General features: G+C 69.4%; 13 protein-coding genes. 1 reads left to right on the forward strand and 12 read right to left on the reverse strand.

The window, feature by feature from the left end; translation table 11 throughout:
• Positions 1 to 39: 39 nt before the first annotated feature.
• The 11 genes from ACQ3HE_RS03230 to rpsB all read right to left on the reverse strand — a co-directional run bounded on the left by ACQ3HE_RS03230 (position 40) and on the right by rpsB (position 9,889).
• Positions 40 to 1,020 carry a tetratricopeptide repeat protein gene (locus ACQ3HE_RS03230; protein ID WP_430891308.1) on the reverse strand — a complete coding sequence of 327 codons (981 nt, stop codon included), beginning with the start codon at positions 1,018 to 1,020 and terminating at the stop codon, positions 40 to 42.
• Positions 1,017 to 2,879, reverse strand: coding sequence for a DUF8094 domain-containing protein (locus ACQ3HE_RS03235; protein ID WP_411558210.1), 1,863 nt, complete (start codon positions 2,877 to 2,879; stop codon positions 1,017 to 1,019). The genes ACQ3HE_RS03230 and ACQ3HE_RS03235 overlap by 4 nt, the downstream gene beginning before the upstream one ends.
• A 118-nt stretch (positions 2,880 to 2,997) precedes the next feature.
• A complete protein-coding gene (locus tag ACQ3HE_RS03240; RefSeq protein ID WP_430891310.1) occupies positions 2,998 to 3,741 on the reverse strand; it encodes an alpha/beta hydrolase in 744 nt (247 codons plus the stop codon).
• A 52-nt stretch (positions 3,742 to 3,793) separates the two neighbouring features.
• The gene (locus ACQ3HE_RS03245) at positions 3,794 to 4,084 is read right to left on the reverse strand and encodes a hypothetical protein (protein ID WP_071260877.1); all 291 of its coding nucleotides are present in this window, start codon (positions 4,082 to 4,084) and stop codon (positions 3,794 to 3,796) included.
• 50 nt (positions 4,085 to 4,134) lie between these two features.
• On the reverse strand, positions 4,135 to 4,803 hold the full coding sequence (locus ACQ3HE_RS03250; RefSeq protein ID WP_079705666.1) for an aggregation-promoting factor C-terminal-like domain-containing protein: 669 nt from the start codon (positions 4,801 to 4,803) through the stop codon (positions 4,135 to 4,137).
• A gap of 75 nt (positions 4,804 to 4,878) precedes the next feature.
• Positions 4,879 to 5,436 (reverse strand): DivIVA domain-containing protein, encoded by a 558-nt coding sequence (locus ACQ3HE_RS03255; RefSeq protein WP_430891312.1) that lies wholly within the window; start codon positions 5,434 to 5,436, stop codon positions 4,879 to 4,881.
• A 55-nt stretch (positions 5,437 to 5,491) separates the two neighbouring features.
• The gene (locus tag ACQ3HE_RS03260) at positions 5,492 to 6,538 is read right to left on the reverse strand and encodes a phosphatidate cytidylyltransferase (protein WP_430891314.1); all 1,047 of its coding nucleotides are present in this window, start codon (positions 6,536 to 6,538) and stop codon (positions 5,492 to 5,494) included.
• A 71-nt stretch (positions 6,539 to 6,609) separates the two neighbouring features.
• Positions 6,610 to 7,164 carry a ribosome recycling factor gene (gene frr / locus ACQ3HE_RS03265; RefSeq protein WP_064295107.1) on the reverse strand — a complete coding sequence of 185 codons (555 nt, stop codon included), beginning with the start codon at positions 7,162 to 7,164 and terminating at the stop codon, positions 6,610 to 6,612.
• A 72-nt stretch (positions 7,165 to 7,236) separates the two neighbouring features.
• A complete protein-coding gene (pyrH, locus tag ACQ3HE_RS03270; protein ID WP_056006822.1) occupies positions 7,237 to 7,950 on the reverse strand; it encodes a UMP kinase in 714 nt (237 codons plus the stop codon).
• A gap of 169 nt (positions 7,951 to 8,119) precedes the next feature.
• Complete coding sequence (tsf, locus tag ACQ3HE_RS03275; protein ID WP_064295106.1) at positions 8,120 to 8,947, reverse strand: translation elongation factor Ts; 828 nt, start codon at positions 8,945 to 8,947, stop codon at positions 8,120 to 8,122.
• Positions 8,948 to 8,965: 18 nt separating this feature from the next.
• Positions 8,966 to 9,889 carry a 30S ribosomal protein S2 gene (gene rpsB, locus ACQ3HE_RS03280; protein WP_064295105.1) on the reverse strand — a complete coding sequence of 308 codons (924 nt, stop codon included), beginning with the start codon at positions 9,887 to 9,889 and terminating at the stop codon, positions 8,966 to 8,968.
• A 313-nt stretch (positions 9,890 to 10,202) separates the two neighbouring features.
• On the opposite strand from rpsB, the gene ACQ3HE_RS03285 reads away from it, so the two are divergent.
• Complete coding sequence (locus ACQ3HE_RS03285; protein ID WP_191940888.1) at positions 10,203 to 10,727, forward strand: murein hydrolase activator EnvC family protein; 525 nt, start codon at positions 10,203 to 10,205, stop codon at positions 10,725 to 10,727.
• Here ACQ3HE_RS03285 and ACQ3HE_RS03290 read toward each other — a convergent pair.
• Entirely contained in the window at positions 10,700 to 11,629 is a 930-nt protein-coding gene (locus ACQ3HE_RS03290; protein WP_071260881.1) for a tyrosine recombinase XerC, read from the reverse strand. The two genes, ACQ3HE_RS03285 and ACQ3HE_RS03290, sit on opposite strands and share 28 nt — an antisense overlap.
• Between the last annotated feature and the right edge of the window lie 30 nt (positions 11,630 to 11,659).

An 11,659-nucleotide genomic window follows, 5' to 3' on the forward strand; every position in this document is an offset into this window, starting at 1 on the left:
CCTCCTGAGGGAGGCGGGCCTTCGTCGTGCAGCGGTCGGTCAGTAGAGCAGGCCGGTCAACCGGGCCCTGGCCTTCATGACGCGCGGATCGGTGACGCCGGCGACCTGGAACAGCTCGAGCAGGCGCGTCCGGACAGTGTCCTTGCCCGACTGGTCGAGGTCGGGGAACAGCGTCAGCAGACGGTCGAAGGCGTCCTCGAGGTGTCCTCCGGAGAGGTCGAGGTCGGCGACGGTCAGCTGGGCGTCGAGATCGTCGGGAGCGGCGGCCGCTCGTCCGCGGATCTCATCGAGGGTCTTCCCCGTGAGGCGGTGCAGCAGACGGACCTGGGCGAGGCCGGCCACAGCCATGTCGTCCTTCGGGTTCTGCGCGATGGCCTTCTCATACGCGGCGATGGCCGTCGGGTAGTCGGCGCGCTCGATGGCCTCGTACGCCTCGGCGTGGAGGGGCGGCAGCGGTTCTTCCACGGGCTCGGCAGGGGCTGCAGCGTCGCCATCGGCGACGACGGCCCGACCGGAGACCCCGTTCTGCTCGGCCAGCTGCAGCAACTGCTCGATCACGTCGCGCACCTGCGACTCCGGGATCGCGCCGTTGAACATCGGCACCGGGCGTCCGCCCACGACGGCGACGACCATCGGGATCGACTGCGCTTGGAAGGCTTGGGAGAGCTGCGGGTTCGCGTCGACGTCCACCTTGGCGAGGACGAAGCGGCCGGCGTATTCCGCGGCGAGGCGCTCGAGTACCGGCGAGAGCTGCTTGCACGGCCCGCACCATTCGGCCCAGAGGTCGATGACGACGGGGACCACGGAGGACAGCTCGACGACCTGTCCGAACCCGTCGTCCGTCGCGTCGAAGACGAGGGACGGGACCTGGACGGTCTGGTCGGTCGTCGCGCCGGGCGCTTCTGCAGGCGCGCCTGGCTGGGTCGGCGCACCGGCGGGCGGCGCCTGGTGGCGACGCGCGAGGCCGGAGAGGTCGACGGCGCCGCGCAGGTGTGCCGCGCTCGGCTCCGCGGCACTCACGGGAGCTCCGATGCGGCGATGAGGGTCTGGGTGAATCCGAGCAAGGTGATCTTCTCTCCGGAGTTGACGGCTGGCACGTAGAACAGGAGCTGGTCGCCGTAGGTGGCCTGTGTCCCCTTCGCGCTCTCGGTGATCCCGGAGAGCGCGGCGACCGCACCCGAAGGTTTCACGGTAGCACCGGCTGTGACGACGGAGACCACCTCGCCCTCCTGCACGTTGACGGCGACGATCGCGCCGGAGTCGTTGGTCGCCAGCGCGACGTTCGGGCCGGTACCGGCGGCCGCCGAGAACGCGATGCTCGCCGTCGTCGGCAGGTTCGCGGCCTTCGTCGCGCGGTCCGCGGCGACCTGCGTGCGGAAGACGTCGCCATCGGCGTTGAACAGGCCGGCGAAGGTGCTCGCATCGCCGTTCGTGATGATGTCGGCGTAGGCCGCGGCGATCTCCTCCGGCGGCATGACGAGCAGCTTCGAGTCCGGCGGGACGCTCGCGGCACCGATGGTCGCGGGCGCGACGTTCTCGAGTCGGGCGCCCTCGAGGAGCTTCTCCGCGTAGACGACCTGGTAGTTCGACCGCGGGTCCTGCTGGGTCATCACGAGGACCGTCGGCGACACCGTCTCGTCGGCCTTGTCCTGGATCGCGGTCATGACCGTCCGTGGCCAGGCGTCCGTCGCCTGAGGCAGGGTGAGCGTGACGGGCGAGGCGGGGATGGGGGTCGCTCCGGCGGCGTCGGCCACCTTCGAGCGGAGGGCGTAGTTCGCGGTGCGCTCCTCGAGCGCCGGCCCGGAGAACCGGACGGCCGCAGCGGTGCCGTCGAGCGCAGCATCGGCCTCGGACGCCGCCGTGGAGATCCGCGACACGATCCGTTCGACCTGTGGCACGGTGACGACGGGCGCCGCGAAGTCCTGGTCCTGGCTGTCGGCCGGCAGGTCCGTCGCGGTGACGGTGGGCGTCGGTGACGGCGCTCCGATGGTCGGCCAGTAGTCCTGGGAGCAGCCGCTCAGACCGAGCGTGCCGATGAGGACGAGCGGGACGCCCACGACGAGGGAACGGCGGAGCGGGGAGCGCTTCGTCTTGCCGGCCCCGAGTTCACGGGGGCGGCGCGGCTTCGGTTGTCTCGACATCTTCGTGATGCCCTTCTGTCCTTGTCCCGGACCCTTGCGACGCGGGCCTCGCGAGCGACGCATGCGCTGGATCCCCGAGAGGTAGAGCACGATGCCGGCGAGGAGCACGAGGATGCCACCGGCGATCAGCGGGCCGGCCCACGGAGTGGCGTTGTCGAGTGGCCAGGAGAGGCGGAGGGAATCCGGAGCGGCGGCCGTACCGTCGGTTGCGATGAGCACGTCGATGTCCTTCGGCAGGTTCATCGTCGCGATGACTGCGCCCGCCTCGTCGTACTCGCCGAGCCAGAGGTCGGATCCCCGCGGGTTCGGACCCTGCTCGGAGGTGGTGGTGTCGTCGGTGGCCTCGGGGGCCGGCGTCGCCGACGGCTCCGGGCTCGGGGTCGCCCCGTCGTCGGTCGCGTCCGCCTCGGCGGTGACGGTGGTGGTCGTCAGGGCGGTGCCGGCACTGTTGACGCCGACGCGGCTGTAGGGCTCGTCGCCGAGCCAGGCCGTGATGTCGTCGGAGCGCCCGTAGCTCATGAACACCTGGGTGTCGCCGCCCGCGCCCGCCACGATGGACTGCGCTCCCGGCTGCGACTGCAGCACGCTCCCGGGGATGACGATGAACCGATCACCGCTGTCGACCGTCGTGGACAGGCTGAAGGTGCCGGGCGAGAGGAACACGGTCCGTTGCGCGATTCCCGTCACGATCATGACGGCTGCCACGACGAACGCGGCGATGGCGAGAACGAAACGCACGGATTACTCTCCTCTGGCGTCGGAGCGACGCGGGTGATCCTGCGTCCGACGGGATCCGGCGGGTCGGGCCGGCAGGAGACGCAGGTGGTTCAGGCTATCGGAAATGACTGGGAGGCGGCTAGACGGCCGCTGAGAGGCCGGGGGCCGGCCAGTGGGTCGGGAGCGGCAGCGCCTCGGGACGCACTGCAGCGACGATCTCGGTGAGCACGCGTCGGGTCTGGCTCTCCCCCACCCACAGGTGCTTGGCACCGTCCACCGGGACGAGGGTGGCCCCGGAGAGGACGCCGAACCGTTCCGCCGCTTCCGCTGGTCGGAGATAGTCGTCGAACTCGGGTACGAGGACGACCATCGGCCGGTCGTCGCCGGCCCAGGCCCGGAGCTCCTCCTCCGTCGTGCGGTGCAGCGGCGGAGAGAGGAGGATCACGCCGTCGACGGCCGGGTCGCGCCCGTATTTCAAGGCCAGCTCGGTCCCGAACGACCATCCGACGATCCACGGATGCGGAAGCCCGCGCTCGGCTACGAACGCCAGCGCGGCCTCGACATCGGCCCGCTCGCCGACGCCGCCGTCGAACGCGCCGTCGCTCGTCCCTCGAGGAGACGAGGTGCCGCGGGTGTTGAAGCGGAGCACGGCGATCCCCGCGAGCGCAGGCAAGCGCGCCGCGGCCTTCCGGAGCACATGGGAGTCCATGAACCCGCCGGCGGTCGGCAGCGGGTGGAGCGTCACCAGGGTCGCGACGATCTCGCCGTCGGCCGGCACCGCGAGCTCGCCGACCAGGGTCAGGCCGTCGGCCGTGTGCAGCTCGATCTCCTCGCGGACGGCGGGGAGCTCGGCGCCACCACGGATCTCGATGGTGTCGGTCATGAGTCAGTCCTCCGGGGCAATGTGGTCGGGTCGTTTCGCGGCGTGCGTGCGTTCACCGGATCCGCCAGCAGTGCGAGTGCCAGTGCCGCCGGGCAGCGATGTCGGCCTGGTCGCCCAGGACCCCGTCAGCGCGCCACGTCACCACATGGGCGGTGCCGGGCGGGATGGACTGTCCGCATCCAGGACACACATAGGTCTTCTGCGCACTGGAACCGCTGACGGGCTGGACGAACCAGGATCCGTCTCGATGGTCCTCGGTGCGTTTCCACCCCGCCATCAGCCGTTCGAGACCGTTACCCTCGTCGTCGCCGGGCCGCGGCCGGTGGCGGTGGTGTCGGGGCATGGGTCAAGTCTAGGCTCAGCCTCCACGACCGTGTCGGGAGGCGGTTCCGGTCAGTACCAGCCGTTGGACTCCGAGTGGGCCCACGCGCCGCACGGCGTGCTGTACCGACTCGTGATGTATCCGAGACCCCAGGTGATCTGCGTCGCGGGGTTGGTCGCCCAGTCGGCTCCGGCCGAGGCCATCTTGGAGCCGGGAAGCGCCTGCGGGATGCCCGTGGCGCCGGAGCTGGCGTTGTAGGCGTACACGTTCCAACCCGACTCGCGGTTCCACAGGGAGACGAGACAGCTGTACTCGCCCTCGCCCCAGCCGTTGGCCATGACCATGTCGTAGGCGATGGCCTGAGCCGTACCCGGGTCGGGCGTGCCTGCCGCGGGAGCGCTGCCCGTAGACGAGGAACCGCCGCCGGTCGCGGCGGGCGTCGCCACGGGAGGCGGCGGGGGCGGAGCGACGACCTCGTAGCTGTCGCGGGCGAAGGTGTACTGGTAGTTCGAGCTTGCGACGACCGACTGCGCGGCGTTGCCACCGAACTGCGCCTGCTTCTCCGCATAGGAGGACGCCACGACGCTTGAGGTCGGGTCGACCATCGTCACGGCGACGAAGCCGAACGCAGCCGTCGCCGCGAAGATCCCGAGGACCTTCTTGCCGCGAGAGCGCGGCCGACGGTAGGGCTGAACCGCCTTACCGGTGTTCGGCTGGGCTGATGGTTTCCACGGGGTCACGTCAGTTGAGTCTTGAGGCACGATGCATCGATGGTAGCCGAGAATGCCTGATCAGGCCACCTGGTCGGCCGACGCTCAGCGAACCGCCAGCATGACGTCCACGACGCTGTCGAGCAGTGCGTCGACCTGGGACTCGCGGTAACCGGCCCATTCGTTGCGGAACACGGCCGTGCGGACGCGGTCGACGTTGAGCGGTGTGCCGTCGTGGAAGTAGGCGACGAGGCGATCCGCGAGGGCGTCCACGTCCTTCCGGCTGTAGCCGCGGGCGAGCAGGCTCACCCGCTGGAACCGCTGGCCCTCCGGCCTCGTCAGCCGGTTGAGGATGACCTGCGCGGTGCCGCGGGCGTCGCGCAGCCACTCCTTGGCGCCGCGCTCCTCGACCGACCGCTCCCGCTCGCGGAGCGAGAAGGCGTCCTCGAGTCGCTCGAGCGCCGCGTCGACGTGCTCGGTGCTGTAGCCACCCCGGACGAGCCGGAACGCCACGTGCCGGATGTCCTCCGCGCTCAGGACCGCATCGGCGTCGGCGTCGGTGTCCTGTGCGTAGGCGGCGCGAGCGCGGTCGAGGAACTCGTCGACCTCGGCCGGATCGTAGCCACGCTTCGAACGTTTTGCGGTGGGGAAGATCGTGCTCACCGGACCATTCTCCCCCATGAGGGGCTGATCGGGCGAAATCGGACCGAGCCGGGACTCAGCCCGCGAGTCCGCCGAACAGGAGGTAGACCACGTAGGCGACGACCGCCGACGGCAGGATCGAGTCCAGGCGGTCGAGGAATCCCCCGTGCCCGGGAAGCCACGAGCTCATGTCCTTCACGCCGATGTCGCGCTTGATGAGCGACTCCGCGAGGTCGCCGACCGTGGCACTGCCGAGGAGCAGCAGACCGAGCAGGACACCGACCCACCACGGGACACCGAGCATGAGGATGGCGAGCAGCACGCCGGCCACGACCGAGACGACCCCCGCTCCGGCGAAGCCCTCCCAGGTCTTGTTCGGGCTGATCACCGGCGCCATCTTGTGCTTGCCGAACGACAGGCCGCTCACATAAGCACCGACGTCGACGCAGATGACGAGGATCAGGAACGCCAGCGTCCACCATTCGCCCTCGGGCTGGGCGACGAGGAACACGGCGAAGGAGGCGAGGAAGGGGACGTAGACCTGGATGAACGTCCCGGACGCGAGGTCGCGGACGAGCGTGGGAAGGTCGGTCCGCTTCGAAGCGATGGCCTGCTCGGCCACGCGCCAGACGATGACGAGCAGGATGCCGAGCAGGACGACGGACCAACGCCAGACGTCGTGGAGGAAGAACGCCGCCGGCTGCATCGCGACGGCCGAGATGACGGTCGGGATCGCCGGCACCCGGCGCCCGGTCTGCTCGAGGGCCTTCCGCAGCTCCAGCGTGGCGAAGGCCACCACGGCCGAGGCCAGGACGACGAAGATCACCTTGAAGATGATCAGGCTCACGAGCATGATGCCGCCTGCGGCCACCCCGATGAGGATGGCGTTCACGAGGTTGCGGCCGACCCGCGCCTCGATGCGTTCGTTCGTCGCGTCGAACTGCGCCTTCGTCGCCTGGACCTGCCGTTCGATGTCGGCACGTTTGGCGTCGACCTGCCGCTCGAACTTCGCGCGGCGGTCCTTCAGCTGGGACCGCAATTCCTGCGAACCCGACTTGCCGGACCGGCCGGGTTCGGGTTGCGACGGATCGCTCGATCGCCCGGGAGCGACATCGTCTTCCACAGGTACCTCCAGCGGGCGTGCCGTCGGTCGAGGGACCGGTCGGCGAACGGAATCAGCGGTGGGACAGCGGCTCAGATGGAGAGCAGCTCGGTCTCCTTGGCCTTCAGCGCGGCGTCGACGGCGTCGATGTGCGACTTCGTGACGGCCTCGAGCTCCTTCTCGCCGCGTGCGACGTCGTCGTCGCCGACCTCGCTCTTGAGCGCCTCGAGGTCGTCCTTGCCCTTGCGACGGATGTTGCGGATGGACACCTTCGCGTCTTCACCCTTGCCGCGGACGATCTTGACGTATTCCTTGCGACGCTCAGCGGTCAGTTCGGGCATGGTGACCCGGATGACGGTGCCGTCGTTCGTCGGGTTGGCGCCGAGGTTCGGGATGTCGCGGATCGCCTGTTCGATGTCGCGCAGTGCGGACTTGTCGTAGGGCGTCACGACGATCGTGCGAGCTTCCTGGTTCTGCAGGGAGGCGAGCTGCGCCAGCGGCGTCGGCGTGCCGTAGTAGCTCACCAGGACCTTCTGGAACAGCTGGGGGTTGGCGCGACCCGTACGCACCGTGGCGAAGTCATCCTTCGCGGCCTCGACGGCCTTCGACATCCGGGTACCAACATCCGACAGGACATCCGCGATCACGAGCACTCCTTTGATTGCATTACTGGGTTCAGTCTAGTCGGGCGGCTGGCCTCGGCCTCGCCGCCCTGCCGCTTACGCGGAGGTGACGAGAGTGCCGATCGCGGCACCGCGGATGGCCGCCGTGACGTTGCCGGCCGGCTCCATGCCGAAGACGCGCATCGGCATGCCGTTGTCCATGCAGAGGCTGAAGGCCGTCGAGTCGACGACCTTGAGGCCGCGCTGGAGCGCCTCCTGATAGGAGATGGTGTCGATCTTCGTCGCCGTCGGGTCGACGCGGGGGTCGGCGGTGTAGACGCCGTCGACGCCGTTCTTGGCGACGAGGACCTCGACGGCTCCGATCTCGAGCGCGCGCTGTGCCGAGACGGTGTCGGTCGAGAAGTACGGGAGTCCGGCGCCCGCTCCGAAGATGACGACGCGACCCTTCTCGAGGTGTCGCTCGGCACGGAGCGGGATGTACGGCTCGGCGACCTGCGTCATGGCGATGGCCGACTGCACGCGCGTGGCGGCGCCGGCCTGTTCCAGGAAGTCCTGGAGCGCCAGGGCGTTCATGACCGTTCCGAGCATGCCCATGTAGTCGGCTCGGCCGCGGTCCATGCCGCGCTGGCTGAGCTCGGCTCCGCGGAAGAAGTTGCCGCCTCCGACGACCACTGCGACCTCGACCTCGGCGGTCGCTTCAGCGATCTCGCGGGCGATCGACCCGACCACGTCGGGGTTGACGCCCAACTGGCCGCCTCCGAACGCCTCACCTGACAGCTTGAGCAGTACCCTGCGCTTCTTCTCCGGCATCCGCCTGTCCTTCCTCGTCCCTCACACAACTTAGCGTCAGGAGCCGCCCGCTGTCCGCGACAGTGGTCGACTCGCTGACCGGATCGTCACCGATCCCACGTGCGCGGGTATGCCCGCGCACGCAAAGGGGTCCGGATCGCCACTGGCGATCCGGACCCCGTCACAACTGCTACGCGCCGACCTTGAAGCGGGCGAACCCGGTCACGGTGAGGCCCGCGTCAGCGAGCACCTTCTGCACGGACAGCTTGTTGTCCTTGGCGTAGTCCTGCTCGAGGAGCGCGACCTGCTTGAAGTACGAGGTCACGCGGCCCTCGACGATCTTCGGCAGTGCAGCCTCGGGCTTGCCCTCGTTCTTCGAGATCTCGGTGACGATCTCGCGCTCCTTCTCGACCTCGTCGGCCGGGACGTCGTCGCGGCTGAGGTAGGACGGGTTGGCGAACGAGATGTGCTGCGCGATGCTGCGAGCCGTCTCCGCGTCGTCGCCCGTGTAGCCGACGACCACGCCGACCTGCGCGGGCAGGTCCTTGTTGGTCTTGTGGAGGTAGACGGCGAAGTGCTCACCGTGCACCACCGCGAGGCGGCGGAGCTCGAACTTCTCACCGATGATCGCAGCGGAGTCCGCGATGACCTCGGCGACGGTCTTGCCGTCGGCCGGAGCCGCGTTCCCCTCTTCGACGGTGGTCGCGCCGGCGGCGACGACTGCGTCGAGGACGAGGTCGGCCAGGGCGAGGAACTTCTCACCCTTCGCGACGAAGTCGGTCTCGCAGGCGAGCTCGATGAGCGTGGCGGTGTCGCCGTTCTCCTTCGCGGCGACGAGGCCCTCGCTCGTGGAGCGGTCGGCACGCTTCGCGTTGCCCTTCGCACCCTTGAGCCGCAGGATCTCGGTCGCCTTCTCGACGTCGCCATCGGCTTCGACGAGTGCGTTCTTGGTGTCGACCATGCCGGTGCCGAGCTGCTCGCGCAGCACCTTCAGGTCAGCGAGAGAAAAGTTGGCCATTGCTGGTGTCCTCCTTGATTACTTCTCGTCGGCGACGACGGCGGCAGCTGCGCCCTCGGCGTCGGCGGCGGACTCGGTTGCAGCGACCTCGACGTCTTCGACAGCCGGAGCTGCCTCGACGGCGTCGGTTGCGGCGATCGCCTCATCGGCGACCTTCTCGGTCTCGGCCGAACCCTGCTCGCCGCCCTGGAGCAGCTCCTGCTCCCACTCGGCGAGCGGCTCGGCCGGGGCGTCGCCCTCGGTCGGCTTCTGGTGGCGCTGGATGAGACCCTCGGCGGCGGCGTCGGCGATGATGCGCGTCAGCAGGCCGACGGAACGGATCGCGTCGTCGTTACCCGGGATCGGGTAGGTGACCTCGTCCGGGTCGCAGTTGGTGTCGAGGATGCCGATGACCGGGATGCCGAGCTTGCGCGCCTCGTCGATCGCGAGGTGCTCCTTCTTGGTGTCGACGACCCAGAGCGCCGACGGCGTCTTCGAGAGGTTGCGGATACCACCGAGCGACTTGTGGAGCTTGTCCAGCTCGCGCTTCTTGATGAGGAGTTCCTTCTTGGTGAAGCCGCTCTTGGAGGCGTCTTCGAAGTCGAGCTCCTCGAGCTCCTTCATGCGGGCGAGTCGCTTCGACACCGTCTGGAAGTTGGTGAGGAGGCCACCGAGCCAACGCTGGTTGACGTAGGGCTGGCCGACGCGCGTCGCCTGCTCGGCGATGACTTCCTGCGCCTGCTTCTTCGTGCCGACGAAGAGGATGGTGCCGCCGTGGGCGACCGTCTCCTTGACGAAGTCGAAGGCCTGGTCGATGTAGCCGAGTGACTGCTGCAGGTCGATGATGTAGATGCCGGAACGCTCGGTGAAGATGAAGCGCTTCATCTTCGGGTTCCAACGGCGGGTCTGGTGCCCGAAGTGCACGCCGCTGTCGAGCAGCTGGCGGATGGTTACGACGGCCATGAGCCGTTCTCCTGTTCTGCGCTCGCCACCGCACCGCTGACGCGGACGGGTGGGAGTGCCTCGGTTGTCTGACGGACCGGATGGCCTCGTCCCTGGTGCCCGGCGCACGTCCGCCACGCTCCGGAGAGCGAGGACCGATTGGAAGTGGTGGCCGAAATGGCACGCGTAGTCACCCCGACGAGCGAGGTGCTCCGTTCAGCATAGCATCAGGCCACCGTGATGACGGCGCTCCACAGGCCGTCCGACCAGGTCCGTCTCCCCGCTCCGAGGCGCCCACCCGCCCTCGCTCTCCCGAGCCCGTCAGGCTCGGATCATGATGACCTCGATCGCCAGTTGGTTCCTCATCTCCTGCCTGGTGCTCCTCGCACCCGTGAGCACGTCTGGGGCGGCGCCGGCCTGGAGCTGGCCGATCGCTCCCCCGCACGTCGTCACCGAGCCGTTCGTCGCGCCGCCCGACCCGTACAGCGCCGGCCACCGGGGTATCGACATCGCGGCATCGCCCGGTCAGCCGGTGGCCGCAGCAGCCGCCGGCGTCGTGACGTTCAGCGGGACGGTGGTCGACCGCCCACTCGTCGTGATCCGGCACGACGACGGACACCTCTCGAGCATCGAGCCGGTGGTGGGTTCGGTCGACGTCGGTAGCCGCGTGACCCGCGGGGCACCGATCGGGACGGTCGGCGTCGGCGGACACTGCGCCGACGGCTGCGTGCACTTCGGGGTGCGGCTCGACGGCGTCTACGTCAATCCGATGCTGCTGCTCGGCGAGGTGCCACCGGCCGTCCTGCTCCCACTGACCACGACGGCGGGGGCTCAGGCCCGCGGGTGGGCGTTGCGGTAGCTCTCCTTGATGCGTTCGACGGAGACGTGCGTGTAGATCTGCGTCGTCGCGAGACTCGCGTGGCCGAGGAGTTCCTGGACCGCGCGGAGGTCCGCTCCCCCGTCGAGCAGGTGCGTCGCGGCGGTGTGCCGCAGGGCGTGAGGCCCTGCCGGACCACCACCGGGCACGGCGTCGAGGAGCCGGGCGACGAGCGTGTAGACGGAGCGTGGGCCGAGCCGTCCTCCGCGTGCGCCGAGGAAGAGGGCTGCGCCGGGCGTCGGTCCGCGGTCGTTCGCGGCTGCACGGGCGACCAGCTGCGGGCGGGCGCTCGTGAGGTAGTCGACGATCGCCGACTGAGCGGGGACGCCGAACGGCACGACCCGCTCCTTGTCGCCTTTGCCCGTGACACGGACGGTGAGCCGGTCGAGGTCGAGGTCGTCCCGGTCGAGTCCGCACAGCTCGGACACGCGAAGGGCTGACGCGTAGAGCAGTTCGACGACGGCGAGGTCGCGGAGGGCGTTCGGCTCCCCCGATGCGGCGCGGTCCTCGAGCCCCGCGAGGAGGTCGTCGAATGGGCCCCGGCCGACGACGCGCGGCAGGGTCCGACCCGTCTTCGGACTCCGGAGACGTGCCGCGACGTCCGAATCGACCCTGCCGGTGCGCAGGAGCCAGGCGCTCCAGGCCTTGGCCGTGGCGGTGCGTCGCGCGAGCGTCGCCTTGGACGAGCCGGCCTCGGAAGCGGCCCAGAGCCAGTCGCGGAGGAGGTCCAGCGTCACGCCGTCGACGAGCTCGACATCGCGTCCGGTGGCGAAGTCGGCGAGCTGCCGGAGATCGGAGGCGTAGGCGCGAACGGTCTGCGGCGACAGCCGACGCTCGGAAGCGAGGTGCTCCGAGAACCCGTCGATGCTGCTCCAGATGTCCACGTGGACAGCATGCCCCACGCGTCCGACGCC

Origin of the sequence: Plantibacter auratus, from assembly GCF_050587365.1 — a bacterium.
In the GTDB taxonomy this organism is placed as follows: Bacteria; Actinomycetota; Actinomycetes; order Actinomycetales; family Microbacteriaceae; genus Plantibacter; species Plantibacter auratus.

Coding starts and splice junctions, on each gene's coding strand:
- ACQ3HE_RS03245 (WP_071260877.1), bottom strand. CDS start 4,084: ATGCCCCGACACCACCGCCACCGGCCGCGGCCCGGCGACGACGAGGGT.
- ACQ3HE_RS03240 (WP_430891310.1), bottom strand. CDS start 3,741: ATGACCGACACCATCGAGATCCGTGGTGGCGCCGAGCTCCCCGCCGTC.
- tsf (WP_064295106.1), bottom strand. CDS start 8,947: ATGGCCAACTTTTCTCTCGCTGACCTGAAGGTGCTGCGCGAGCAGCTC.
- ACQ3HE_RS03285 (WP_191940888.1), top strand. CDS start 10,203: ATGATGACCTCGATCGCCAGTTGGTTCCTCATCTCCTGCCTGGTGCTC.
- pyrH (WP_056006822.1), bottom strand. CDS start 7,950: ATGCCGGAGAAGAAGCGCAGGGTACTGCTCAAGCTGTCAGGTGAGGCG.
- rpsB (WP_064295105.1), bottom strand. CDS start 9,889: ATGGCCGTCGTAACCATCCGCCAGCTGCTCGACAGCGGCGTGCACTTC.